This is a genomic window from Variovorax multivorans (assembly GCF_051216835.1).
Classification (GTDB): domain Bacteria; phylum Pseudomonadota; class Gammaproteobacteria; order Burkholderiales; family Burkholderiaceae_C; genus Variovorax.
In genome coordinates this window covers 21,766-46,871 of sequence record NZ_JBPJZL010000009.1, presented here as the reverse complement: position 1 = coordinate 46,871, position 25,106 = coordinate 21,766, and the positions used below count along the sequence as shown (strand labels likewise).

21 protein-coding genes are annotated in these 25,106 nt (G+C 67.5%); 12 read left to right on the top strand and 9 right to left on the bottom strand.

Going from position 1 to position 25,106, the window contains the following annotated elements:
- The first annotated feature begins 23 nt into the window (after window positions 1-23).
- Both ACSFCA_RS23455 and ACSFCA_RS23450 read left to right on the top strand, forming a co-directional pair.
- Window positions 24-2,309, top strand: coding sequence for a cyanophycin metabolism-associated ABC transporter (locus ACSFCA_RS23455; protein ID WP_435460960.1), 2,286 nt, complete (start codon window positions 24-26; stop codon window positions 2,307-2,309).
- Window positions 2,306-2,785 (top strand): cyanophycin metabolism-associated DUF1854 family protein, encoded by a 480-nt coding sequence (locus tag ACSFCA_RS23450; RefSeq protein WP_258351097.1) that lies wholly within the window; start codon window positions 2,306-2,308, stop codon window positions 2,783-2,785. The genes ACSFCA_RS23455 and ACSFCA_RS23450 overlap by 4 nt, the downstream gene beginning before the upstream one ends.
- 19 nt (window positions 2,786-2,804) lie before the next feature.
- Here ACSFCA_RS23450 and ACSFCA_RS23445 read toward each other — a convergent pair whose 3' ends face one another.
- The 4 genes from ACSFCA_RS23445 to ACSFCA_RS23430 form a co-directional block, all read right to left on the bottom strand.
- Window positions 2,805-3,518 carry a hypothetical protein gene (locus tag ACSFCA_RS23445; protein ID WP_435460959.1) on the bottom strand — a complete coding sequence of 238 codons (714 nt, stop codon included), beginning with the start codon at window positions 3,516-3,518 and terminating at the stop codon, window positions 2,805-2,807.
- Window positions 3,515-5,065: an alkaline phosphatase gene (locus tag ACSFCA_RS23440; protein WP_435460958.1), complete on the bottom strand. Its 1,551-nt coding sequence runs from the start codon at window positions 5,063-5,065 to the stop codon at window positions 3,515-3,517. Before ACSFCA_RS23440 ends, ACSFCA_RS23445 begins: the two co-directional genes overlap by 4 nt.
- A gap of 32 nt (window positions 5,066-5,097) precedes the next feature.
- Window positions 5,098-6,570: an alkaline phosphatase gene (locus ACSFCA_RS23435; RefSeq protein WP_258351095.1), complete on the bottom strand. Its 1,473-nt coding sequence runs from the start codon at window positions 6,568-6,570 to the stop codon at window positions 5,098-5,100.
- A 186-nt stretch (window positions 6,571-6,756) separates the two neighbouring features.
- Window positions 6,757-7,167 (bottom strand): DUF2177 family protein, encoded by a 411-nt coding sequence (locus ACSFCA_RS23430; RefSeq protein WP_435460957.1) that lies wholly within the window; start codon window positions 7,165-7,167, stop codon window positions 6,757-6,759.
- 79 nt (window positions 7,168-7,246) lie between these two features.
- Here ACSFCA_RS23430 and queC point away from each other — a divergent pair, with 79 nt between their 5' ends.
- Window positions 7,247-7,951, top strand: coding sequence for a 7-cyano-7-deazaguanine synthase QueC (gene queC, locus ACSFCA_RS23425; RefSeq protein WP_258351093.1), 705 nt, complete (start codon window positions 7,247-7,249; stop codon window positions 7,949-7,951).
- On the opposite strand, the gene ACSFCA_RS23420 is transcribed toward queC, so the two are convergent.
- Window positions 7,933-9,726 carry an ABC transporter ATP-binding protein/permease gene (locus tag ACSFCA_RS23420; protein ID WP_435460956.1) on the bottom strand — a complete coding sequence of 598 codons (1,794 nt, stop codon included), beginning with the start codon at window positions 9,724-9,726 and terminating at the stop codon, window positions 7,933-7,935. The two genes, queC and ACSFCA_RS23420, sit on opposite strands and share 19 nt — an antisense overlap.
- Before the next feature lie 122 nt (window positions 9,727-9,848).
- On the bottom strand, window positions 9,849-10,409 hold the full coding sequence (locus ACSFCA_RS23415; protein WP_258351091.1) for a phosphonate degradation HD-domain oxygenase: 561 nt from the start codon (window positions 10,407-10,409) through the stop codon (window positions 9,849-9,851).
- A 261-nt stretch (window positions 10,410-10,670) separates the two neighbouring features.
- On the opposite strand from ACSFCA_RS23415, the gene ACSFCA_RS23410 reads away from it, so the two are divergent.
- The 6 genes from ACSFCA_RS23410 to ACSFCA_RS23385 all read left to right on the top strand — a co-directional run bounded on the left by ACSFCA_RS23410 (window position 10,671) and on the right by ACSFCA_RS23385 (window position 17,987).
- Window positions 10,671-11,705, top strand: coding sequence for a putative 2-aminoethylphosphonate ABC transporter substrate-binding protein (locus ACSFCA_RS23410; protein ID WP_435460955.1), 1,035 nt, complete (start codon window positions 10,671-10,673; stop codon window positions 11,703-11,705).
- A 118-nt stretch (window positions 11,706-11,823) separates the two neighbouring features.
- The gene (locus ACSFCA_RS23405) at window positions 11,824-12,897 is read left to right on the top strand and encodes an ABC transporter ATP-binding protein (protein WP_435460954.1); all 1,074 of its coding nucleotides are present in this window, start codon (window positions 11,824-11,826) and stop codon (window positions 12,895-12,897) included.
- 2 nt (window positions 12,898-12,899) lie between these two features.
- Window positions 12,900-14,615 (top strand): putative 2-aminoethylphosphonate ABC transporter permease subunit, encoded by a 1,716-nt coding sequence (locus ACSFCA_RS23400; RefSeq protein WP_435460953.1) that lies wholly within the window; start codon window positions 12,900-12,902, stop codon window positions 14,613-14,615.
- Window positions 14,612-15,751: a TIGR03364 family FAD-dependent oxidoreductase gene (locus ACSFCA_RS23395; RefSeq protein WP_435460952.1), complete on the top strand. Its 1,140-nt coding sequence runs from the start codon at window positions 14,612-14,614 to the stop codon at window positions 15,749-15,751. The genes ACSFCA_RS23400 and ACSFCA_RS23395 overlap by 4 nt, the downstream gene beginning before the upstream one ends.
- A gap of 49 nt (window positions 15,752-15,800) precedes the next feature.
- Window positions 15,801-16,628: a phosphonoacetaldehyde hydrolase gene (phnX, locus tag ACSFCA_RS23390; protein WP_435460951.1), complete on the top strand. Its 828-nt coding sequence runs from the start codon at window positions 15,801-15,803 to the stop codon at window positions 16,626-16,628.
- 93 nt (window positions 16,629-16,721) lie between these two features.
- Window positions 16,722-17,987 carry an MFS transporter gene (locus ACSFCA_RS23385; protein ID WP_435460950.1) on the top strand — a complete coding sequence of 422 codons (1,266 nt, stop codon included), beginning with the start codon at window positions 16,722-16,724 and terminating at the stop codon, window positions 17,985-17,987.
- Here the strand turns inward: ACSFCA_RS23385 and ACSFCA_RS23380 are convergent.
- Window positions 17,935-19,353, bottom strand: coding sequence for an aminotransferase-like domain-containing protein (locus ACSFCA_RS23380; RefSeq protein WP_435460949.1), 1,419 nt, complete (start codon window positions 19,351-19,353; stop codon window positions 17,935-17,937). The genes ACSFCA_RS23385 and ACSFCA_RS23380 overlap by 53 nt on opposite strands.
- A gap of 99 nt (window positions 19,354-19,452) precedes the next feature.
- Between ACSFCA_RS23380 and ACSFCA_RS23375 the strand changes: the two genes are divergently transcribed.
- Genes ACSFCA_RS23375 through ACSFCA_RS23365 form a run of 3 tightly spaced genes read left to right on the top strand, consistent with a single transcriptional unit; the run spans window position 19,453 to window position 21,645 of the window.
- Window positions 19,453-19,641, top strand: coding sequence for a DUF2970 domain-containing protein (locus ACSFCA_RS23375; RefSeq protein WP_093050271.1), 189 nt, complete (start codon window positions 19,453-19,455; stop codon window positions 19,639-19,641).
- The gene (locus ACSFCA_RS23370; protein WP_435460948.1) at window positions 19,638-20,345 is read left to right on the top strand and encodes a c-type cytochrome; all 708 of its coding nucleotides are present in this window, start codon (window positions 19,638-19,640) and stop codon (window positions 20,343-20,345) included. Before ACSFCA_RS23375 ends, ACSFCA_RS23370 begins: the two co-directional genes overlap by 4 nt.
- Window positions 20,346-20,358: 13 nt before the next feature.
- The gene (locus ACSFCA_RS23365) at window positions 20,359-21,645 is read left to right on the top strand and encodes a c-type cytochrome (RefSeq protein WP_435460947.1); all 1,287 of its coding nucleotides are present in this window, start codon (window positions 20,359-20,361) and stop codon (window positions 21,643-21,645) included.
- An 18-nt stretch (window positions 21,646-21,663) separates the two neighbouring features.
- Here the strand turns inward: ACSFCA_RS23365 and ACSFCA_RS23360 are convergent, their stop codons facing one another.
- Both ACSFCA_RS23360 and ACSFCA_RS23355 read right to left on the bottom strand, forming a co-directional pair.
- Window positions 21,664-23,673, bottom strand: a complete 2,010-nt coding sequence (locus ACSFCA_RS23360) for a lipoxygenase family protein (RefSeq protein ID WP_435460946.1) — start codon at window positions 23,671-23,673, stop codon at window positions 21,664-21,666.
- Between the two features lie 170 nt (window positions 23,674-23,843).
- Window positions 23,844-25,103 carry an 8-oxoguanine deaminase gene (locus ACSFCA_RS23355; RefSeq protein ID WP_435460945.1) on the bottom strand — a complete coding sequence of 420 codons (1,260 nt, stop codon included), beginning with the start codon at window positions 25,101-25,103 and terminating at the stop codon, window positions 23,844-23,846.
- Window positions 25,104-25,106: the final 3 nt, after the last annotated feature.

Below are 25,106 nucleotides of genomic sequence, written 5' to 3'. Positions count from 1 at the left end.
CGGGCAAGAGTCAAAGAAACACAATGCAACATCACGATCCAGTCGGCACCCGGGAGGGCGAAACAGAGGCGGCTTCAGACGCGCTGAAAAACCGGCTCGCAGTCGCGGAAAACGTTCTGGTAATACTGTCGGTTGACCTCGACGACCAACTTCGCTTCGCTTCCGGCCTAGTGGCCCTGACTGACCAGAGGCTGATCGCCCTCGATCCGGGTGGCGAATGGCGTGAGTGGCCACTAACAGACGCGGCCCTCGAACTGCGCCTGTCCGACCACTCCGGCGTCGGAACCCTAGATTTGACGGGGCCTGCGGGCCGGTTGGGCCGCTGGCGCTACACCCTGGCCGGGCAGGCCGCGGCCCTGCGGCTGCTCAAGCTTTTCGGCCAGCGCATGGCTGGTGTCGCTAAGGAGACACCCGAAGTCATCGAAGTTGCCGATGGCGACGAACCGGGCGACACCGAGCTCCAGACCCCACCCTCGACCTGGGTGCTGCTGCGCCTGGGCCGCTTCGCCAAGCCCTATCGCAAGCAGCTGATTGCAGGGTTTCTGCTGACCCTGATCTCCACCGCCGCCACCCTGGTGCCGCCGTACCTGACCATCCCGCTGATGGACGACATCCTGATCCCGTTCCAGAACGGGCAGAAGATCGACACCATGCGCGTGGGCGTGTACCTGGGCGGCCTGCTGATCGCGGCGCTGGTCGGCTGGGGGCTGGGCTGGGCGCGCACCTACCTGCTCGCGCTGGTGTCCGAGCGCATCGGTGCCGACCTGCGCACCACCACCTACGAACACCTGCTGACCCTGCCGCTGGACTATTTCGGCGGCAAGCGCACCGGCGATCTGATGGCGCGCATCGGCTCAGAGACCGACCGCATCAACGTTTTCCTGTCGTTGCATGCGCTCGATTTCGCCAACGACGTGCTGATGATCGTGATGACCGCGGTCATCCTGTTTTCCATCAACCCGCTGCTGGCCGTGGTCACGCTGGTGCCGCTGCCCTTCATCGCCTGGATGATCCACGTGGTGCGCGACCGCCTGCGCACCGGCTTCGAGAAGATCGACCGCGTCTGGTCCGAGGTGACCAACGTGCTGGCCGACACCATTCCCGGCATCCGCGTGGTCAAGGCCTTTGCGCAGGAACGCCGCGAAGCCGAGCGCTTCCGCATCGCCAACGTCTACAACCTGCAGGTCAACGACAAGCTCAACCGCACCTGGTCGCTGTTCACGCCGACCGTGTCGCTGCTGACCGAAATCGGCCTGCTCGTGGTCTGGGCCTTCGGCATCTGGCAGGTGGCGCGCGGCAGCATCACGGTGGGTGTGCTCACCGCCTTCATCGCCTACATCGGCCGCTTCTATACGCGGCTCGACTCGATGAGCCGCATCGTCTCGGTCACGCAGAAGGCGGCGGCCGGCGCCAAGCGCATCTTCGACATCCTCGACCATGTGAGCAACGTGCCCGAGCCGGCCAATCCGGTGAAGGTGGAGCGCGTGCAGGGCCGCATCGAGATGAGCGGGCTGGGCTTCCGCTATGGCTCGCGCGCCGTGATCCATGACCTCGACCTGGTGATCGAGCCCGGCGAGATGATCGGCCTCGTGGGCCACAGCGGCTCGGGCAAGAGCACGCTGGTCAACCTCATCTGCCGCTTCTACGACGTGACCGACGGCGCCATCAAGGTCGACGGCACCGACATCCGCCGCTTCGCAGTGGCCGACTACCGGCGCCACGTGGGGCTGGTGCTGCAGGAGCCTTTCCTCTTCTTCGGCACCATCGCGCAGAACATCGCCTACGGCAAGCCCGACGCCACGCGCGAAGAAATCGTCGCCGCGGCCCGCGCAGCCCACGCACACGACTTCATCCTGCGGCTGCAGCACGGCTACGACTCGCTGGTGGGCGAGCGAGGGCAGGGCCTCTCGGGTGGCGAGCGCCAGCGCATCAGCATTGCGCGCGCGCTGCTGATCGACCCGCGCATCCTGATCCTCGACGAGGCCACCTCGGCGGTGGACACCGAGACCGAGAAGGAAATCCAGAAGGCGCTCGACAACCTCGTGCAGGGCCGCACCACCATCGCCATCGCGCACCGCCTGTCGACGCTGCGCAAGGCCGACCGGCTCGTGGTCATGGACCGCGGCGAAGTGGTCGAAGTGGGGCCGCACGATGCCTTGATGGCGAAGCAGGGCGCTTACTGGCGGCTTTACCAGGCGCAACTGCGCCAGGGCGACGACGATGCGAGCGAAGGTGCTGCCGACGAGCGCGCCAACGCGCAGGCGCCGCTGGCCATCAGCCACGCAGCTCATCCGGCGGGGGAAGCATGACCGAGCACAACACCCCATCTTTTGAACTTGAACGCGATGCCTTCGGCCGCCTGGTGCTGGCCGACGCGCAGGGCGAGCGCCATGTGGGCGTCGTGCCCGTGCGGGCCTTTCCGCTGAGCGCGCCTGGCCACGGCATTTCGCTGGTCGGCAGCGAAGGGCGCGAACTGGTCTGGATCGACAGCGTCGACCAACTGCCGGCGCAAGCCAAGGCGCTGCTTGAGGAAGAACTTGCAGTGCGCGATTTCGCGCCCACGCTGCTGCGCCTGCACGGCGTGTCGAGCTTCGGCGTGCCCAGCACCTGGACCATCAGCACCGACCGCGGCGACACCACCTTCGTGCTCAAGGCCGAGGAAGACATCCGCCGGCTCGAAGGCGGTGCGCTGCTGATTGCGAGCGCGCACGGTGTGCAGTTCCGCATTCCCGACGTGAAGACGCTCGACCGGGCTTCGCGCAAGCTGCTCGAGCGCTTCCTCTGAGGCGCCCGGCCCGGTTCGATCAGTCCAGCAGGTCGGAGTACTCGCCGCGCTCGTAGGCGTCGGCCGTTTGCCACGGCAGCGTCTTCGGCGCCGGGATGGCCGAAGCCGTCATCACATTGAGCGAGGTGCCGTGCGCATTGCGCTGCTCGATCTTGCGGGCGTAGCGGCCTGCCACGTCCCAGTCGATGCGCAGAGTGCTCTCGCCCTGCTGCACCTCGTAGCGCTGCACGCCCTTGTTGCCGGCCGTGCCCAGCGCCTTCATGTGCGGCAGGCTGGCGGGGTCGACGAGCCAGTAGGCATTGGCCCAAGAGCCGCCGTAGCCCACGTTGCCGTAGTTGGCCTTGTCGACCTCGATCAGCTTGCGCTGCTGGCGCAGCACCATGCCCACCTGCACCTTGCCGGCCGCATCGCGGCGCAGCCACAGTGGCGCGGCGGTGTTGTCGGCGTGCGAGTGGCCGATGTGCACCTTGCCTTCGCTGGCCTCGTGGTCGTGGTCGGCGCGCAGTGCGGGCGGTAGCTCGCGCTCGATCCACACCGTGCCCGCGCGGCGGAACATCAGGTCGGCGTAGCGGCTTTCGCGCTGAACGCCGTCCTTGCCGATCGTCAGCACATGGTGCTGGATGCGCAGGTTCTGGTCGGGCGCCGCGGCGTCACCCGCGGCGCTGGCTGCCAGCGGAAGCGCTGCGAGGGCCGTAGCCGCCAGCAGCGTCTTGAGTGTCGAGGGAACGCTCACAGGCCGGCCGCCTCTTTGACTTTGTTGAACACCTTGATGTTCTCCACGGTGCCCTTGAAGATCTTCGAGCCCGCGCCGCCGGCGAACAGCATCACGTCGCCGCCGCCATGGGTTTCCGCGCCGGGCGTGCCGAGGTTGATGCCGACTTCCTGCAGGAAGTTATCGTCCTCGGTATCCATCGCGGTCTGGTCGTCGCGCGAAGCCGCGCGTGCCGGTGCGATCCACGGCTTGTTGCCGTCTTCCGCATTGACCTGGCTGGAGCCCGTCGCGTTAGGCCGGCCGCCGTTGCCGAACACCAGCGTGGTGTAGGGCTTGCCATCGGTCGCCTTTGCCAGCTTGCCGTCGGAGTAGCTGTTGACCTTGCCGAGGATCGGGTTGCCGATCTTCGGATAGCCGTTGAAGGCGATCGCATGGTCATGGTCGGCCGTGACCACCACCAGCGTGTTCTTCAAGCCCGGGTCCTTCTTCTCCATGTAGTCGAGCGCGGTCTGGATGGCCGCGTCGAAGGCCAGCGTGTCTTCCAGCGCGCGCTTGGCATTGGTGCCGTGCAACGCGTGGTCGATGCGGCCGCCTTCCACCATCAGGAAGAAGCCCTTGTCGTTCTTGCTGAGCACGCCGAGCGCCTTCTCGGTCATGTCCGACAGGCTGGGCTGGTCGAGGCTCTGCTTCACGCGGTCGAGTTCGTAGGCCATTTCGCTCTGCGAGAACAGGCCCAGCAGCTTGCCGGTGGCAGCCGTGTCGACGGTCTTGAGCTTGGTGCCGGTGTCGACGTAGGTGTAGCCCTTGGCCTTCATCGCGGCCACCAGGTCGGCGCCGTCGGTGCGCTTGCTGCTGGGGTTGGTCGCGACTGGCAGGTAGTTGCGCTGGCCGCCGCCCATCAGCACGTCGATGCCGTCGAGCAGCTTGGGGTTGTAGTTGGCATGGCCCGGCACGCTCTGCTCGGCGATGGTGTTGTAGCCATTGCGATTGCAGATGTGCGAGTAGGTGGTGGCCGGCGTGGCATGGCCGACGCGCGTGGTCGACACCGCACCCACCGCGCGGCCCTTGGCCTTGGCGAGTTCGAGCAGCGTGTCGACGGCCTTGCCGTTGGTCGGCTGGCAGGTCGTGTCCTCGCCGTTGATGTACTGCTTGCCGGTGCTGTCGACGGCGGTGGTGTCGCCCGACATCGAGATCACCTCGTTGCGCATCTTCACGCCGGTCATGTAGGCGGCCATGGAGGGCGCACTGTCGGTGGTCTGGCCGTCGAGCGAGAAGGTCTTCACGCGCGCCGCGTACGGCAGCGACTGCATGACGAGGTTGGCGCGCTCGGGGCTCACCAGCGAGCCGGGCTTGGCGGCCAGCTGCTTCTCGCCCTTGTAGATGCGCGCGGCGGTCACCGTGACGGGACCCATGCCGTCGCCGAGGAAGAAGATGACGTTCTTGGCTTCGCCGGCGGCGTGGGCGGTGCCGGCGAGCGCGGCGAGGGTGCCTGCTGCAGCGCAGACAAGGGCGGCGGCCAGGCGGGTCTTCGGGGTCTTGCGGATGGTGCGGTTCATGGTCGTGTTCATGGTTGTGTGCGTCCTGGAGCGATGGCCGCCCCTCACAGGCCGACCGCCTTCTTGATGAGGGCGAACACGTCGGTGTTGGTGATCACGCCGGCGAAGTTGTCGGCGCCCAGGCCTTGCGCGCCGAGGAATACGTCGGCGCCGCCATGGGTTTCGGAGTCGCTGGCCGCATCCATCGGTACCACGGCTTCCTGTTTGTAATCGGCGTTTTCCACGTCGGCGTCGGCGATCGGGCCGCGCGTGGGGAGACGGCGCGGGCCGTTGCCGAAGCCGATGATGGTGTACGGGTTGCCGTCCACGTCCTTGCTGGTCTTGCTGGTGTCGACATAGTCCTTCACCAGGCCGAGCACGCCCGGCTTGCCGGCCTCGGTCTTGCCGGTGCGCGCGGCATAGCCGTTGAGCTGCAGCGTGTGGTCGTGGTCGGCCGTGACCACAACCAGCGTGTTCTTCAGGCCTGGATCGATGGCCTGCATCTTGTCGAGTGCGAGCTTGATGGCGTCGTCGAAGGCGCCGGTGTCCTGCAGTGCGCGGCGTGCATTGGTGGCGTGCAGCGCATGGTCGATGCGCCCGCCTTCCACCATCAGGAAGAAGCCCTTCTTGCGCGCGGCCAGCGCGTCGATGGCCTTGCCGGTCATCTCGGCCAGGCTCGGCTCCTTGGAGGCGACACGGTCGAGGTCGTAGGCCATGTGGCTCTTGGTGAAAAGGCCGGCGATCTTGGTGGTGCCGTCGGCCGGCAGCTTGTCGAACTCGGCCTTGTCGGCGGCGAAGCTGTATTTGGCGGTCTTCAGTTCGGCGATCAGGTCGCGCTTGTCGTTGCGCTTGCCGCCGGCTTCTTTGGCGATGAAGTAATCGGTGCCGCCGCCGAAGAACACGTCGACGCCGTCGCCCAGTTTGCCGTTGTAGCCGGCGCCGCCCGGCACGAGCGCGGCGGCGATGGTGTTTTCGGCGTCGCGGTGGCACACGTGCGAGTACGTGGCGGCGGGCGTGGCGTGCGTGATGCGGGTGGTGGTTACCACGCCGGTTGCGTAGCCCTTGGCCTTGCTCTGCTCCAGCAGTGTTTCAACGGCCTGGCCGTTGCCCGAGGGGCAGGTGCTGTCGAAGTTGACCTGGTAGGCCTTGCCCGCGGCGTCGGCGGCCTTGGTTTCGGGGCTCATCGAGATGACTTCGTTGTTCATCTTCACGCCGGTCATGTAGGCCGACATCGAAGGGGCGCTGTCGGTCACCTGCGCGTCGTTCGAATAGGTGTGGACGAAGGCCGTCTCGGGCAGCGTGTCCATCGTGAGGTCGCCGTCTTCGCCGACCTTGTAGATGCGTGCGGCGGTCATGGTGGTGATGCCCATGCCGTCGCCGAGGAAGAACAGGACATTCTTGGGTGCCTGCGCGGCCGGCGGCGGGGTCGTCGTCGGCGGAATGAACGGCAACACGACGCCGTTGTTGTTGCTGCCGCCGCAAGCGGACAGCAGTAATGAGACGCCCAGCAGCGCTGGGGCAATGAAGCGTTGGGTCATGCAAATCCCTCGGGTGGTTATTCGAGAGGTGCGCGCACCGCGCACCATTTCTGGAGATGCAATCTAAAGACGTCGAATGACCCGGCCGTGACGAGTTGAAAGCAGATTGAAAGTTCAGCTTTCCTCTTGAAATAAATACGCGATCTGTCTTCGGCGTGTCATGCACTCCGGGCTAGCGGAGGCGACTCAGCGCGACGCGAACCAGCGCAGCGTTACCGCGCCCGCTGCAGCCGCCACGCCGCTCACCAGCGTGCCCCACGCGATGTCGATGAACGACAGCGCCAGCGGCCAGTTGCGGATGACGGCCAGGTTGGTCAGGTCGTAGGTGGCGTAGCAGAAGAGGCCGAACAGGCCGCCCAGCAGCGCGGCCCGCATCACACCCTGCGCCTTCAGCCCCGGCACGATCGCGAACACCAGCAGGCCGATGGGGTACATTAGGTAGAAGAGGGCCGCGAAGCCCAGACGCGGGTTGGGCGACATCAGCTCGCCCATCGCCTCCTGGTACATGCCCTTGGCAACGACACCGAGCCAGGTCATGTCGACCACCAGCAGCACCACGAAGGTGACGGCCCATGCAGCCAGGTGTTTAGCGCTCATGCGTGGGATCGTATCCGCGGCTCTGCCCGGCCTGCGAAAATCGCACATTTGGACTACAGCGGCCCCGCCGTTGACGGATATGCCCCTGCACACCACCGCCCTCGTTCTGTTTTCCGGCGGCCAGGACTCGACCACCTGCCTTGCCGATGCGCTCTCGAAGTACCAGCGCGTCGAAACCCTGGGCTTCGACTACGGGCAGCGCCACCGCGTCGAGCTCGACGTGCGCGGCACCATCCTCTTGAAGATGCGCGAGCGCTTCCCTGATTGGGCGCCGCGCCTGGGCGAAGACCATGTGCTCACGCTCGCCGCGCTGGCGCAGCTCGGCGGCTCGTCGCTCACCGAAGAGGTCGCCTTCGCCATGCAGGCCGACGGCCTGCCCAACACCTTCGTGCCCGGGCGCAACCTGCTGTTTCTCACGCTGGCCGGGGCGTTGGCCTACCGGCGCGGGCTGCAGGTGATCGTCACCGGCGTCTGCGAAACCGACTTCTCGGGCTACCCCGACTGCCGCGACGACACCATGAAGGCGATGCAGCTAGCGCTGTCGCTGGGGCTGGAGCGACGCCTCGTCATCGAGACGCCGCTCATGTGGATCGACAAGGCCGAAACCTGGACCATGGCGCACCGCCTGGGCGGCGAGCCGCTGGTCGACCTGATCGTGGAAGAGACCCACACCTGCTACCTCGGCGACCGCGTGCACCGCCAGGCCTGGGGCTACGGCTGCGGCGAGTGCCCCGCCTGCGACCTGCGCAAGAAGGGTTGGGAGCGCTACGCCGCGGCGGGCTGAACTCCCGCAGAAGTGTTCAGCCGGTAGCGCGCGCCGCCGGTGGCGCCGTCTTCCTGCGGCACCAGCGTCCATCGCTGGTTGTGGAAGTCGCCCACGGCCGCACGGTGCGCGATCGACACCATCGCCCCGCCGGCGGCGTGCACCGTGGCGGCGAGCCGCTTGTAGAGCACGCTCTCGGCCTGCGCGTCGAGCGCGCTGGTGATCTCGTCGGCGAACAGCCATGCCGGTTTCTTGAGCAGCACCCGCGCGATGGCCAGGCGCTGCTGCTCGCCGCCGGAGAGCTTCTGGCTCCAGGCGTCGCTGTCGTCCAGGCGGCTCACGAGGTCGGGCAGCAGTGCGTCGGTCAGGGCCTGGCGCAGCTGGTCGTCGCTGAAGTTCGATGCGGGGTTGGGGTAGGTCAGCGCATCGCGCAGCTTGCCGTCGGGCACGTAGGGCCGCTGGGGCATGAAGGCGACGTTGTCGGGCACCTGCAGCTTGCCCTTCGAGAACGGCCAGATGCCCGCAAACGAGCGGAACAGCGTCGACTTGCCGCTGCCCGAGGGCCCTTGCAGCAGCACGCTGTCACCGGGTTTCACCGCCAGAGCGGCACCGGCGAGCAGCGGCGTGCCGTTCGGCAGCGCGACTGCGAGGTCGTCGGTTTGCAGCATCTGCGAGGGCGCGCGCTGCAGGGCATCGTCCCGCGAGGCGTGGGCCGTCATGCTGTCATCGAAACTGGTAAGGCGGTCGGTGGTGGCGCGCCACACGGCCACGCTGTCGTAGTTGTCGACGAACCAGCTGAGCGACTCCTGCACCTTGCCGAAGGCCGAGCCGATCTGCATCAGGTGGCCGAGCTGGAACGCGCCGCCAAAGTACTGCTGCGCTGCCACCAGGAACGGAAAAATCACCGCGGCCTGTCCGAAGAACGAGGTGAAGGTGACGAGGTTCTTCTGCTGCTTGATCAGCAGCAGGTAGTTGCGCAGCACATCGCCGAAGCGCAGGTCGAGCTGGCCGCGCTCGACCTTCTCGCCATGGTCCAGTGCGATGGCTTCGCTGTACTCCCGCACGCGCACCAGGTGATGCCGGAAATTGGCCTCGAAGCGCTGCTGCCTGAAGTTCAGGCCGATCAGCGGGCGGCCGATGAAATGCGTGACGACGGTGCCAACGATGGAATACCCAAGCGCCAGCCAGACCATCGCGCCGACGATCTGGTGGGTGGTGCCGTTGAAGGTGAACGAGAAATTGCCCGACAGCCCCCAGAGCAGGCCGATGAAGCTCAGGAGAGTGACGACGGCATTCAACAGGCCCATTGAGAGCGTCATCGTGGAGCTGGTGAAGATCTGCATGTCTTCCTGGAGGCGCTGGTCGGGGTTGTCCGGCGTGTGACCGTCCTTGTTGGCGTAGCGCGCCAGCTCCAGGTGATAGAAGGTGCGGTCCGCCATCCAGCGCGACAGGTAGCTGCGCGTCATCCAGGTGCGCCAGCGCAGCTGCAGCAGCTGGGTTATGTAGAACTTCAGCACCTGCACCGCGATGTTGAAGAAGGCAATCCAGCCGAACACGCGCACCTCGCGCCAGAAGGTCGTCACGTCCTTGTTCTGCAGCGCGTCGTAGAAGCGCCCATACCACTGGTTGCCCAGCACCGCCACATATACATAGAAGAGGTTGAGCGCGACGATGGTCAGCAGCATGGCGCGGGCGCGCCATTTCTCCTCTGACCGGAAGTAGGGCGCCGCGAGCGAGAAGACGCGGCGCAATACCTGGATGAACGTGCTTGCGCGCGCGGTGACGGGTGAAGACATGTGGTTTCCTCGCAGGCGCCCGTGCGGCGCCGGTCATCATGAAGAAACCATCGTAGACAAATGTTTCTTAAACCGGCCTGAAATCCGCCGGAAACCTGGCCCAGCCCTGAAAAATCGGCCCGTCAGTGCAGCATGACCCTGGCTGCAGTCGCCAGGAAGTGGGCCAGAGGCGGCGTCTGCAGCCCTTCGACCTTCGCCTCTTCGTCCCACAGCCGAAGCTGCACCGCGTCGCCCGACCAGCGGTGCGTGGCAAAGCGCTGAGCCGTTTCCGCGTCCATCACACCGCCCTGCAGGGCCAGGCTGCGCACCGAATCGGGCGAGAGCTTCGAGAAATAGTCGGGCCGCGTGGCGCACAGGTAGCGCTTGGCGTCCACATGCAGGCGGATCGGCTCCCGCACTTCGATGTCGAAGGCGCCGCGCAGCAGTGGCAATGCGATGTATTGATGGCGGTCGTCGATACCCAGTTGGGTAGGAGACTGCGATAGCGTCTGGTGCTCGGCGATCAGCAGGTGGCCCAGGTCATGCAGCAGCGCGGCGGTGACCAGTGAATCGCTCGCACCGGCCTGCTCCGCGAGCCAGGCGCATTGCAGCGCGTGTTCGAGCTGGGACACGGGCTCGCCCGCGTACGCGACTCCACCGCGCTCAGCGAACAGGCGGGCGATCTCGGCAAGGTCGAGTGTCATGAAAGCGAGGCGAAAACGCAGGGAATAACTCCGGTAGCTTGACCTGACGCAATGACATGCGGATGACGAGACCATCGCGAAATCGCCGGCCTCTGGTGCATTTTTGGGCACTTGGGTGTTTCTGGGGCATATGACAAATTCCTGTCACATGCCGGTGCCAGCATCGCCCGCATTCGCTGAACGGCACTTGCGTACTTTCGCTTGCCTGTTCGTGTGTCCCGCATCGCGTCCTTTCTATTTTTCCCAAGGGGAACCTCCACCATGCTGCACCGTCAACTCCGCTGGGCCTTCGTGCCGGCCGCCCTGTTCTCGCTGGCTTTCGCCGCATCGGCCCAGGGCCGCACCGAGCTGCTGGTCTACACCGCGCTCGAAGCCGACCAGGTGCAGGCCTACAAGGCCGCATTCGAAAAGGAGAACCCGAGCATCGAGCTGAAGTTCGTGCGCGACTCGACCGGCATCGTCACCGCCAAGCTGCTGGCCGAAAAGGCCAACCCGCAGGCCGACGTGGTGTGGGGCCTGGCCGCCACCTCGCTGATGCTGCTCGACAAGGAAGGCATGCTCCAGCCATACGCGCCCAAGGGCCTCGACGCCATCAAGCCGACCATGCGCGATGCGGCCAACCCTCCCAAGTGGGTCGGCATGGACGTGTGGTCCTCGGCCATCTGCTTCAACACCGCCGAAGCGCAAAAGAAGAACCTGCCCAAGCCCACCAGCTGGGCCGACCTGACCAACCCGGTCTACAAGGGCCAGATCACCATGCCCAACCCGGCCGCCTCGGGCACCGGCTACCTGATGGTGTCGGGCTGGATCCAGATGATGGGTGAAGAAAAAGCGTGGAAGTACATGGACGCGCTGCACCAGAACATCGGCATCTACAGCCAGTCGGGCAGCAAGCCCTGCCGCCAGGCCGGTGCAGGCGAATTCGCGCTCGGCATGTCCTTCGAATACCGCGCCAACAAGACCAAGCGCGACGGCGCTCCCATCGACATCGTGCTGCCGAAGGAAGGCCTGGGCTGGGATATGGAAGCCACCGGCATCATCAAGACCAGCAAGAAGCAGGACGCCGCCAAGGCGCTCGCCGACTGGGCCGTGACCAAGCAGGCCAACGAGCTGTATGCCAAGAACTTCGCTGTGCTCGCGCTGCCGGGCATCCAGGAAAAGCTCGAATTCGTGCCGGGTGACGTCGAGAAGCTGCTCGCCAAGAACGACTTCAACTGGGCGGCAGCCAACCGCGACCGCATCCTGACGGAGTGGTCGAAGCGCTACGAGTCCAAGTCGGAAAAGAAGCCGATGTAATGAGCTCGCCCCCAGTCTTCGCGCACTTCGTGTCGCTTCGCCAACCCCCTACCGGGGGCAACACCAGCGGCCCGGCAAAGCCGGTTCCGCGGTGTTCCTTGACTGAGGGGCTCTGACTATGAACAGCTTTCTTTCCCTCCGCGGCATCGGCAAGTCCTTTGGCGCCACCCGCGTGCTCGACGGCATCGATCTCGACATCGAGCCCGGCGAGTTCGTGTGCCTGCTCGGCCCCTCGGGCTGCGGCAAGACCACGCTGCTGCGCATCGTCTGCGGCATCGAGCGTGCCGACAGCGGCCAGATCTTGCTCGGCGGCCAGGACATCGCGGGCCTGCCGCCCGCGGCGCGCGGCTTCGGCGTGGTGTTCCAGTCGTACGCGCTGTTTCCCAATCTGACCGCTGCGCAGAACATCGCCTACGGCCTGCATCCCACGGGCGCACTGGCCCGCGAGATGGCCAAGCGTTCGCGCGAGATGCTCGACCTCGTCGGCCTCACCGCGCATGCCGACAAATACCCCGTCCAGCTCTCGGGCGGCCAGCAGCAGCGCATTGCACTGGCGCGCGCACTGGCGCCCAACCCGCGCCTGCTGCTGCTCGACGAGCCGCTCTCGGCGCTCGACGCGCAGGTGCGCGCCAGCCTGCGCAGCGAAATCCGCGCGCTGCAGAAGCGCCTGGGCATCGTCACCATCATGGTCACGCACGACCAGGAAGAAGCCCTCTCGATGGCCGACCGCGTGGTGCTGATGCACAACGGCCGCATCGAGCAGGCAGGCACGCCCGACGAGCTGTACCGCCAGCCGCGTACCCGCTTCGTGGCGGGCTTCGTGGGCCGCATGAACATGCTGCCGGCCACCGTGCTGGCCGACGGCAAGGTGCGCGTGCGCGACAGCGAGCTGTTCTGTGCACCCGGCAGCCTCAGCGTCGGGTCGCAGGCAACCGTGGGCATCCGGCCCGAGCACGTGGTCGTGAAGCGCTTCGGTACCGAGCTTGGCGCCAACAGCTTTGCGGCACGCCTGCTCGACACCGAGTTCTTCGGCAACCGCACCTCGGCCCGTCTGGCCTGCGAGCCGCTGGGCATCGAGATCGAGGCCGAGCTGCCCGCCGATGCACGCGGCGGCGGCAGCGATCCGCTGGTGCCCAGCAGCATGGTGCACATCCAGCTGCCCCTGAACGCGCTGTCGGTCCTGGCGAACTGAGCATGAGCAGTTCTCCCGACGCCATCGCCGTTGTGCCGGTGGTGGTGGCGCGCGCCAGCGCATTCGACCGCGAGCGCTGGCTGACGGGCGCTGCCGTGTTGCTGGTCGTGCTGCTGCTGGTGGTGATCGTCGCGCTGCCGGTCGGCGCATTGGTCGGCCAGAGCTTCTTCGACCATGCAGGCGCGTTCGTGGGCCTTGCCAACTTCGCGCGCTACCTCGACAACCCGGCGCTGGTGCAGTCGGCCTTCAACAGCCTGGGGCTCGCGGCGCTCAGCGCCGTGATCTGCACGGGCATCGCCTACGTGTACGCCTACGGGCTCACGCTGTCGTGCATGCCGGCCAAGGGCCTGCTGCGCGCGGTGGCGCTGGTGCCGCTGCTGGCGCCTTCGCTGCTGCCCGCGATCAGCCTTGTCTACCTGTTTGGCAACCAGGGCCTGTTCAAGGGGCTGCTGGGGGGCGCGTCGATCTACGGCCCGCTGGGCATCGTGCTCGGCTCGGTGTTCTGGACGCTGCCGCATGCGCTGCTGATTCTCACCACCGCCATGGCCACCTCCGACGGCCGGCTCTACGAGGCCGCGCAGACGCTGGGCGCCTCGCGCTGGCGCATCTTCCGCACGGTGACGCTGCCGGCCTCGCGCTACGGCCTGATCGTGGCCGCGATGGTGGTGTTCGTGCTGGTCATCACCGACTTCGGCGTGCCGAAGGTCGTGGGCGGCCAGACCGGCGTGCTCGCGACCGACATCTACAAGCAGGTGGTCGGGCAGCAGAACTTCCAGATGGGCGCTGTGGTCGGCCTTGTGCTGCTGATCCCGGCAGTGCTGTCGTTCCTGGTCGAGCGCCATGTGCGCAGCAAGCAGGCGGCGGCGCTGTCGGCGCGTGCCACGCCTTACCAGCCCGAGCCCGTGAAGGTGCGCGACCGCGCGCTGCTGGCCTTCTGCGTGCTCACGGCCTGCGGCATCCTGGTGATGATCGGCATGGCGGTGTTCGCCTCGCTGGCCACCTTCTGGCCCTACAACCTCGTGCCGTCGTTCAAGAACTACGACTTCAGCAACATGGACGGAGGCGGCTGGGGCAGCTACTTCAACTCGCTGCGGTTGGCCGTGTGCGCGGCGGTGGCGGGCGCGTTCATCACCTTCATCTCGGCATATCTGGTCGAGAAGCCGCGCCATTTCGGCCTGCTGCGCGAGCTGCTGAACCTGCTGGCCAACCTGCCGCTCGCGGTGCCGGGGCTGGTGCTGGGCGTGGGCTACATCTTCTTCTTCATCTCGCCTTCGAACCCGCTGCGCGCCATCTACGGCAGCATGACCATCCTCGTGGTGTGCACGGTGGCGCACTTCTTCTCGGTGGCGCACCTGACCTCGCTCACGGCGCTGCGCCAGCTCGACCGCGAATACGAGCTGGTGTCCGAGTCAATGGGCGTGCCGTTCTGGCGCACGCTATGGCGCGTGCACCTGCCGGTGGCGCTGCCGACCGTGCTGAACGTGGGCGGCTATTTCTTCGTCAATGCGATGACGACCGTGTCGGCCGTCGTGTTCCTCTACTCGCCGCAGACCACGCTCGCCGCCATCGCCGTGCTCAACATGGACGACGCCGGCGACGTCGCGCCCGCCGCCGCCATGGCCTCGCTGATCATGCTCACTGCCGCCATCGGCCGGGGCGTGTTCGCGCTGGCGGGGCAGTGGGCGCTCAAGCGCACGCAGGCCTGGAGACAACGATGATCGCTGCCCCCGCACACGACCCGGACAGCTTCGATCTCATCGTGGTCGGCGCCGGCATCGTCGGTCTGGCCCACGCCTACAGCGCCGTGCAGCGCGGCCTCAAGGTCTGCGTAGTCGAGCGTGATGCAGCCTGCATCGGCGCTTCGATCCGCAACTTCGGCTTCATCACCATCACTGGCCAGGCGCCGGGCGACATGTGGCGCCGCGCGATGCATTCCCGCGGTGTGTGGAACGAGGTCGCGCCGCAGGCCGGCATCGAGGTCGTGCACCGCAACCTCTGGCTCGCGGCCTATCGCCCCGAGGCGCACGACGTGCTCGAAGCCTTCATGCGCACGCCGATGGGCAAGGGCTGCGAACTGCTCGACGCCGCCGATGCGCAGGCCAAGGCGCCGACGCTGAGCCTGGCGGATGCGCGCTCGGTGCTTTTCAGCCCGCACGAACTGCGCGTCGAATCGCGCACCGCCATCGGCCTGCTGACCAAGTGGCTGGCCGAGGTGCACGGCGTGACGTTCCGTTTCAGCGAAGCCGTGCTCGAAGTCGAAACGCCCCGCGTGCGCACCTCGCGCGGCACGCTGCATGCCGCGCGCGTGGTGGTCTGCACCAACACCGACCTGCACGGCCTGTTCGCCGACCGCATTGCCGCACACGAGCTCACGTTGTGCCGCCTGCAGATGCTGCGCGTGAAGCCCGAAGCGGGCTTTCGTCTGCCGGGCTCCGTGATGATGGACCTGAGCCTCGTGCGCTACGAGGGCTACAGCACACTGCCCGAAGCCGCCGCGCTGCGCGCACGCCTGCAGCAGGAAGAGGCCGCATCGCTCGCTCACGGCATCCACCTGATCGTGGTGCAGAGCGCCGACGGCTCGCTGGTGGTCGGCGACTCGCACCACTACGCCGACGCGCCCGAGCCCTTCGCGATGGAAGAGGTCGACCAGCTCATCCTGCGCCACCTGCGCAGCACGCTGAACCTCGAGGCCGCGCAGATCACCGAGCGCTGGACCGGCGTGTACCCCTCATCGAAGACCACGCCCTGCGTGATCGACGCGCCCGACGACGCGACGCGCGTGGTGCTGGTCACCAGCGGCAGTGGGGCGAGCACCGGTTTCGGCATTGCGCACGACGTCTTCAACGCCTGGTGACGGCTGCAAGGCCGTTGCCTTCCTTCCGAACCTCTTCATCTCAGCCGCCATGAACGCCCACAACCACTCCCAGCTCCAGGCCGTCGTCTTCGACTGGGCCGGCACCATCCTCGATTTCGGCTCCTGCGCACCCATGGGTGCCTTCGTGAAGCTTTTCGAGCAGTTCGGCATAGACATCACCATCGCCGAGGCGCGTGGCCCGATGGGCGTGGCCAAGTGGGACCACATCAAGGCGCTGGGCACGCTGCCGCGCATCAATGCGCAGTGGGAAGCAAAGCACGGCCATGCGTTCAACGACGCCGATGCCGACAAGCTGTACGAAATCTTCACGCCCATGAACGCAGCCAGCGCGCGCGACCACGCCGACTTCATTCCGGGCGCGCTCGATGCAGTCGGCGTGCTGCGCCGGCGCGGCCTGAAGATAGGCTCGACCACCGGCTACAACCGCCCGATCATGGAAGTGGTCGTACCCATCGCCGCGGCCGGTGGTTATGCGCCCGACAACCTCGTGTGCGGCGGCGACCTCGCCGAAGGCCGCCCGTCGCCGCTCATGATGTACCGCTGCTTCGCCGACCTCGGTGTGTGGCCGCCGCACACCGTGGTGAAGGTCGACGACACCGGTGTCGGCCTGCAGGAAGGCCTCAACGCGGGCACCTGGGCCGTGGGCGTGGCCGTCAGCGGCAACGTGAACGGTCTCACGCTGGCCGAATGGCAGGCGCTCGACACCAACCAGCAGCAGGAGCGCCGCGCACGCGCCACCGCCGAGCTCGAAGCTGCCGGCGCGCACTACGTGATCGACAGCGTGGCAGACCTGCCGCAGGTGCTGGAAGACATCGAGCGGCGGCTGCAGCGCGGCGAGCGGCCTGTCGTCGCCTGACCTGTAGCCAGAAGAGGCAGCGTCCGACCTGACCGGGCTCTTTGCGTGCCTCGCGTTTTCGCGTCACGGGGTATCCTCGTCGCGGAGACAAAAATGAAGACAAACGAGACAACCGCCCATCAGGCGGATTCACGCTACGCCATGGTGCGCCTGGGCCTCACTCTGCTGGTCATGACGGTCGGCAGCAGCGGCATGTACGTGGTGTCGGTGATGCTGCCCGCGGTGCAGGCCGAGTTCGGCGTCGCGCGCGCAGATGCCTCGCTGCCCTACACGCTGCTGATGCTGGGCTTCGGCTTCGGCGGCGTGCTGATGGGCAAGCTGGCCGACCGCATCGGCGTGATGCGGCCACTGCTTATGGGCTCGGTGTTCCTCGGCGCGGGGTACATCGCGACTGGCCTCTCGGGCGGTATCGAGTCATTCACCATCGCGCAGGCGCTGCTGGTCGGCCTGCTCGGCAGCTCGGTGGCTTTTGCGCCGCTGGTGGCCGACACCTCGCTGTGGTTCGTCAAGCGGCGCGGCATCGCGGTGGCGGTGTGCGCGAGCGGCAACTATCTGGCGGGCGCGGTGTGGCCGCCGATCGCGCAGCACTTCGTCGAAATCGTGGGCTGGCGCCAGACCTACATCGGCATGGGCATCTTCTGCGGCCTGACGATGGCGCTGCTCGCCCTGTTCTTCCGCGCGCGGCCGCCCGCGCTGGCCGATGTACCGCCCGCCAACGCTTCGAACAGGGCCGCGGTGCGCGACATGACGCGCCCCTTCGGCCTGAGCATGGGTGCGGCGCAGAGCCTGCTGTGCGTTGCCGGCGTGGCCTGCTGCGTGGCGATGGCGATGCCGCAGGTGCACATCGTGGCCTACTGCGGCGACCTGGGCTACGGACCGGCGCAGGGCGCGATGATGCTGTCGCTGATGCTGGGCTTCGGCATCGTGAGCCGGCTGGCGTCGGGCGCCATCTGCGATCGCATCGGCGGACTGCGCACGCTGCTGCTGGGCGGCTTGCTGCAGTGCGTGGCGCTGCTGCTGTTTTTGCCCTTCGACGGGTTGGTGCCGCTCTACGTGATCTCGGCGCTGTTCGGGCTGTTCCAGGGCGGCATCGTGCCGTCGTACGCGATCATCGTGCGCGAGCACTTTCCGCCGAAGGAGGCGGGGGCGCGCGTGGGCACGGTGCTGATGTTCACGCTGTTCGGCATGGCGCTGGGCGGGTGGATGTCGGGCAAGGTGTTCGACCTCACGGGCAGCTACCACGCGGCCTTTCTGAACGGCATCGGCTGGAACCTGGTGAACGTGAGCATCGCGGCCTTCCTGCTGTTCAGGACGCTTCGGCAGCCAGCCGGCCGAGTGTCTGCATTGCCTGCTCGCTGAGCGCGCTCCACGGGTGGCCGTAGTTCAGCCGCAGGCAGTTGGTGAAGGCGCGCGTGGCCGAGAAGATCGGCCCGGGCGCGACGCTGATGCCCAGCTCCAGCGCCTTGCGGTGAATCTCCAGAGCGTTCGCCCGCGCAGGCAGCTCGACCCACAGGAAGTACCCGCCCAGCGGCCGCGTCGCGTGCGTGCCCGGCGGAAAATAATGGCCCACGGCTTGCGCGAAGGTGGCCTGCTGCATTGCCAGCGTTTGCCGCAGCTTGCGCAGGTGTTTGTCGAGCCCGCCCTTTTCGAGATAGCCCGCGAGCGCCAGCTGCGCGGGCGCCGAGGTGCTTAGCGTGGTCGTGAGCTTCTGTCGTGCGACTTTGCGCGCGAATCGACCGGCCGAGGTCCAGCCGATGCGATAGCCGGGCGCCAGGCATTTCGAGAACGACGAACAGTGCAGCACCAGCCCCTGCGTATCGAAGGCCTTGGCAGGCGCGGGACGGCGCTCGCCGAAGTAGAGCTCGGCGTATACGTCGTCCTCGATCAGAGGCAGTTCGTGCCGCGCGAGCAGCTCCACCAGCGCCTTCTTCTTCGCATCGGGCATCAGGCTGCCGAGCGGGTTCTGGAAGGTCGTCATGAGCCAGCAAGCGGTGGGCTTGTGCGCCGCGATGGCCAGTTCCAGCGCTTCGAGGTCGATGCCTTCACCCGGATGCGTCGGCACCTCGATGGCCCGCAGGCCCATGCGTTCCAGCGCCTGCAGTGCGGCGTAGAAGGTGGGCGACTCGACGATCACTGCGTCGCCCGGGCGTGTGACCGCCGCGAGGCAGAGATTCAGCGCTTCGAGCGCGCCGTTCGTAATGACGATCTCGTCGGCCGGCACCGGCATGCCGTCGGCCAGGTAGCGCAGCGCGATCTGCCGGCGTAGCGCCGCGCTGCCGGGCGTGAGGTCGTCCACCGTGCTCCATGGGTCGAGCGACTTGGCGCTGGCGGCCATGAACTGCCCGAGCCGCGCCAGCGGAAAAAGCAAGGGGCTCGGAAAGGCCGAGCCGAAGGGCACGACCTTGCGCGACATGCTGGCTTCGAGGATGTCGAAGACCTTGTCGCTCACGTCCAGCGACAGCGGCCCCTCGGCCGGGCGCGAGGTGAGGGTGGACTCGGGCGGCACATCGCGAAGGCCGCCACCGGCCACGTAGTAACCCGAGCGGTCGCGCGCACGCACCAGCCCGCGCGCCTCCAGCAGGTAGTAGGCCTGGAACACGGTCGATGCGCTGACCCCGCGGCTCTGCCCGGTGTGGCGCACCGAGGGCAGGCGGTCGCCGGTCTTCAGGGTGCCGTTGCGGATCGAGGCCTCGATGTCGGCGGCCAGGGCTTCATATCGCTTCATCGCAGGGTGTTCTTCATTCGGCAGCACTTTATCTGCACCGGTCAATTGAAGCGGATCTGCATCTGTTTTTTTGGGTCCGCCTGGGCCACACTTGGCTCCATGTCGAATCTCATGCGCGCGGTGCGCGCCGTTCTCTGGAGTTTCATCGGGCTGGGCGGTCGCCGCGCCGACGCCGACAAGCGGACCGCGCAAGTCGGCATCCTGCCGCTGATAGGCGTGGCGTTCGTGATGGTGCTGCTGCTGATCGCGGGGCTGCTGGCACTGGCGCACTACGCTGCGGGTACATGAAGCTGCGCATCTGCCTCGCCGTTGCCGGGCTGCTGCTTGCCGTGCAGGGCATGGCGGGCGCCGCGACGCCTGCCACGGTGCCCGACACCATCGAGCAGCGCGTGGCCGCCTGCATTGCCTGCCACGGCCGCGAGGGCGCGACCACCAACGCGGGCTACTTTCCGCGGCTGGCGGGCAAGCCGGCCGGCTACCTGTTCAACCAGCTCGTGAGCTTCAGGGACGGCCGGCGCTTCAACAGCGACATGGCGTACATGGTGCAGCACCTGTCGGATGCGTACCTGCGCGAGATGGCCGAATACTTCGCCGGGCTGCAGCTCCCTTACCCGCCGATTTCTCCCACCAGCGACGCGACGCCCGAACAGCTTCAGCGCGGCCGCCAGCTCGTGCGCGAAGGCGATGCCGCGCGCGGCATACCCGCCTGCGTGCAGTGCCACGGCGCGGCGCTCACGGGCGTGCAGCCGGCCATTCCGGGGCTGCTGGGGCTGCCGCGGCTGTATGTGTCGTCGCAGCTCGGCGCATGGCTCACGAGCGAGCGGCATGCACTGCCGCCCGACTGCATGGCCGACATCGGCCGGCGCATGAGCACCGCCGACATCAACGCCGTCGCGAGCTGGCTCGCCGTGCAGCCGATGCCGGCCGACACGAAGCCCGCGGCCTCGCTCCCCGCGCCGCTGCCCGTGACCTGCGGCGGCATGCCGAAGTGACGGAGCCGCGCCCATGAAACTCCGACACCTGGCCTGGACGCTGCTGACGCTGATCGTGCTCGGCGCAGCCGCCGCCGGCGGCATCGTGGCCATGAACCTGCGCGGCGAAGACCCGCTGCCCGCGCAAGCCGAAGCCTTCACCGCCACGCCGCAGCTCATCGAGCGCGGACGCTACCTCGCGCTGGCCGGCAACTGCGCGGGCTGCCACACCACGCGCGGTGGCCAGCCCTATGCGGGCGGCCTGCCGATCGAAACGCCCTTCGGCACCATCTATTCGAGCAACCTCACGCCCGACGACAAGGCTGGCATCGGCGGCTGGAGCAGCGCGCACTTCTGGCGCGCGATGCACAACGGCCGCAGCAAGGACGGGCGGCTGCTGTACCCGGCGTTTCCGTACCCCAACTTCACGCAGGTGACGCGCGAGGATTCGGACGCGATCTACGCCTACCTGCGCAGCGTGCCGCCCGCACCCGAGCCCAACAAGGCACACCGGCTGCGCTTCCCCTACGACACGCAGGCGGCGCTGGCCGTGTGGCGCGTGCTGTCGTTCAAGCCCGAGCCCTTCGTGGCCAATGCCGGCAAGCCGGCCGAATGGAACCGGGGTGCCTATCTGGTCAACGGCCTGGGCCATTGCATCGCCTGCCACGGCAGCCGCAATTCGCTGGGCGCGACCGAGACGAAGCTGGGGCTTTCGGGCGGCCTCATCGCCGTCGAGAACTGGTACGCGCCGTCGCTCAACGATCCGCATGAAGCCGGCGTGGCCGATTGGCCCGCGGCCGACGTGGTCGCGCTGCTCAAGAGCGGCGTTGCACCGCGCGGCTCGGTCATGGGTCCGATGGCCGACGTGGTGTTCCGCAGCACGCAGTACCTGAGCGAGGCCGACCTGACGGCCATGGCGAGCTACCTGAAGGACCTGCCCGACGCACCGAAGCCCGAGGCCGATGCCGTTGTCGCGAAGGCCCCCATCCGCCGCGATGCCGGCACCATGACGCGCGGCGCGAAGATCTACGACCAGCGCTGCGCCTACTGCCATGGCGACCAGGGGCAGGGCGCGGCCGGCGCCTATCCGCCGCTCGCAGGCAACCGCGCCGTCAACATGGCTCGGCCCACCAACCTGATCCAGGTGATCGCACACGGTGGCTTCCTGCCCTCGACGCCCGGCAATCCGCGTCCCTACGGCATGCCGCCGTTCGGCCAGACGCTGGATGCGGCCGAGGTCGCGGCCGTGCTCACCTATGTGCGCGGCTCATGGGGCAACGACAGCGCGCCCGTCACGCAGCTCGACACCATGCGCCGCTGAGCGGCGCCCGCATCTGCTTCAGATGTTCGTGCTCGAAGGGATGCGGCTCGGCAGCAGGTGCTCGTAGGGCCGCGTGCGCGTGGTGTTGCGCTGGCGGATGATGGCTTCGATGCCGACGAGCGCGTTGCGAAAGCGCTCCAGCGGACCGCCTTGCCCGGCGATTGCCGGGTCGAGCAGCACCGGCAGATGCGGGAACACGTTGTCCTTGTACTCGCCCAGCGGTCGGTAGTACACGCCGCCGAGGATGTGGAACAGCAGGATCTGCTCCTGCGCCGCCAGCCGCGAAGGCAGCATCTGCGACCAGCTCGCCTCGTTCTGGCCCGCACTGCTCGTCGGCGCCGGCACGCCACCTGCTCCCGCGCTGAAGGGCGCATAGGTCATCACAGAGTACTGCGGGAAGTTCACCGCCGCATGCTGCGCGCTGGCGTTGAAGATGATCGCGGTCAGCACGTCGATGAGCTGTGCGCGCGTGGTGATCGGCCGGAAGCCGTGCACCTTGCCGCTGGTCGCGAGCTCGGTGGCCCAGGCCTTGAGCTCGTAGTCGCCGGTCACGTCGGCGTCGCTCAGGTAGTAGGTGGCCACGTAGTCGCCGACCCATTGCGCGATGGCGTTCCACACCAGCAGCGCGTCGTCGCGGTACGGGTAGTCGGGCAGCGCCGCCGTGTCGTCCACGCCGCGCGTGCGCAGGTCGTTGGGCAGCATCATGCGGTCGTAGAAGTCGTAGGCCAGCCGGTCGCGCCCGCACTGCTGCTGCAGCGTCTCGATGGGCGCGGTGAGGATCACGTCGCCCGTGGTCAGCGGCGCCATGATGATCAGCGTCGCGAACTCGTTGATGAACATCGCGCCCTCCAGGTGCGGCGACAGCAGCCGGCTCAGCGGATGCGCGGTCGCGAACTGGCGCTGCGTGGCCATCGTGAAGGCCTCCGACATCAGGTGCGTGCGGCCCAGGTGCACGAACATCTCGTGGTAGTTGAAGTCAGCCACCTGCACCGCGGTCTTGGCCGATTGCCAGGCCCAGTAGGCCTCGGCGTTGGCGGTGTCGTCCACGCGCAGGAAGATCGGGCTCAGCGTCGGGTCTTGCCCGCACTGGATCGCGACCGGCACCAGCGAGCGGCCGGTCTTCGGTCGCGCGAACAGTGCGAGCGGCGCGTGGATGTAGGCGGTGCCCGTGAGAGGCTTGACCTGCGGGCCTGTCTGCGCCATGTCACCCAGGCCTTCGTAGTCGAGCAGGTAGAGCCGACCTGAGGCGGCCGCATCGGCGAGGCTGTCGTTGGCGCCCATCACCTGCCGGTACTGCGCGTCGCTCAGCGGGAACTTGGTGGGCAGTGCCGTCGCACGCTGGATCAGCATCGGGTTGGGCCCGGACACGCGCATGGCCGCGAACAGGTCGTTGTCGTGCAGCAGCTGCGAGATGGCGGGCTTCTCGATGGTGACGAACAGCGCGTCGTACTGCGCCACCGTCTTCGGTCCGTTCAGCGCGCCCAGCGGGCCTTGCGACAGCAGGTCGTGGTGAATCTGCTTGAGCTGCGTGGCGATGTCGCCCGCCGTACCGGTGAGCGTGCCCAGCAGGCTCAGCACCGCGGCCGGCAGCGTCGCCAATCCGCCGTTGGCGGCCAGCAGCTGGTCGAAGCTGGCCTGCAGGCCAGCCAGGCGCGTGCGCAGGTTGTCGAGCGACTGCAGGCTGCCCGAGGCCAGCGCGCTGGTGGCGAACGAGGCCGCGAAATTGGTGACGGCTTCCACGGCCTTCGCGATGGTCTTGAGCTGGTGCTCCAGCGCCGGCAGCTCGGTCGCCGGCACCACCGCGCCCATCGGCACGCCGGCCAGGTTGATGTGCGATTCGGTCCAGAGGTAAGTCGCCTGCCGCCCCACCAGCTCGAGCCGCCGCAGCGTGGCGCTGATCGGGTCGATCTTCTGCGGCAGCGTGGGCTTGAGCACCGGCAGGGCTGCCGATGCGATGGAGGGTTTGCCGGCCAGCAGGCCGAGGCCGCCCGCCGAGGCGGACCACTTGAGGATGTCTCTGCGCTTCATCGGGGAGTTCCCTGTTGTTGTGAGTCTTGGGAAGGCCGACGGGGGCGCTCGGCCACCGAATAGAACGGTCGTTCTATTCGGTCGGCGCATTCTGCGGAGGGGCTCCGGCGTTGGCAATAAGGGTTGGTGCCTAGGGTCCGAGGGCACTCAACCGGCGCTGCCGGGGGGGCTCAGGCCGTGTGCGGGTGCCGCGCGCCGTCGTAGAGCGTGCGTGCAAGGTCGCGATGCCTTGCCAGCAGCGGAGCCAGCTCCAGCCCGGTAAAGCCGCCGTCGCGGATGCGGACCACCCCGTTGATCACGCTCAGCGACACCGAACCCGGCGTGCAGAGCACCAGCGCCGCCACCGGGTCGTGCCCCGCACCCGCATGCGCGACCCCGCGCATGTCGAAGGCCAACATGGCCTGCCGTGCTTCGCCCAGCATGTGCGCGCCGTCGTTCGACGCGCTGCCGTCCACGCCCAGCCCCACGGGCACGCCCGCGCGGCGCATCGCGCCGATGGGCGCAATGCCCGAGGCCAGCCGCATGTTGGAGCAGGGGCAGTGCGCCACACCCGTGCCGGTGCGGCCGAACAGCGCGATGCCGGCTTCGTCGAGCTTCACGCAGTGCGCGTGCCACACGTCGCGGCCGACCCAGCCCAGGTCTTCGGCGTACTCGGCCGGCGTCATGCCGAACTTTTCGCGCGAGTACGCCACGTCGTTGTCGTTCTCGGCCAGGTGCGTGTGCAGCGACACGCCGCGTTCGCGCGCCAGCTCGGCCGAAAGCCGCATCAGGTCGCGTGACACCGAGAACGGCGAACACGGCGCGAGCACGATGCGGCGCATCGAGTGGCGCGAGGCGTCGTGCCAGCGGCCGATGAGGCGTTCGCTGTCGCGCAGGATGGCTTCTTCCGTTTCCACCACCTCGTCGGGCGGCAGGCCGCCTGCGCTGCGGCCCACGCTCATGCTGCCGCGCGCCGCATGAAAGCGCATGCCCATCGCATCGGCCGCCTCGATCGAATCGTCGAGCTTTGAGCCGTTGGGAAACAGGTAGAGATGGTCGCTGGTGGTGGTGCAGCCGGAGAGCATCAGCTCGGCCATCGCGGTCTGCGTGGACACGCGGATCATCTCGGGCGTGAGGCGCGCCCACAGCAGGTACAGATTGGTGAGCCAGCCGAACAGCTCGGCGTCTTGAGCTTCGGGCACGGCACGCGTGAGGCTCTGGTACATGTGGTGGTGCGCGTTGACCAGGCCCGGCATCACCACGTGGCCGTGCATGTCGATGGCCTCGGCCTGGCCGCTGCGCAGAGCCTCGTGATAAGCGATGGGAAGGTCGGCCGTGGGGCCCGCCCAGGCCACCGCGGGCCCGTCGCACACCACCGCGCCGTCGGCGATCTCGCGCCGCGCGGCGTCCATGGTGAGCAGAACGTCGGCATGTCGAAGAATCATCAGCATGCC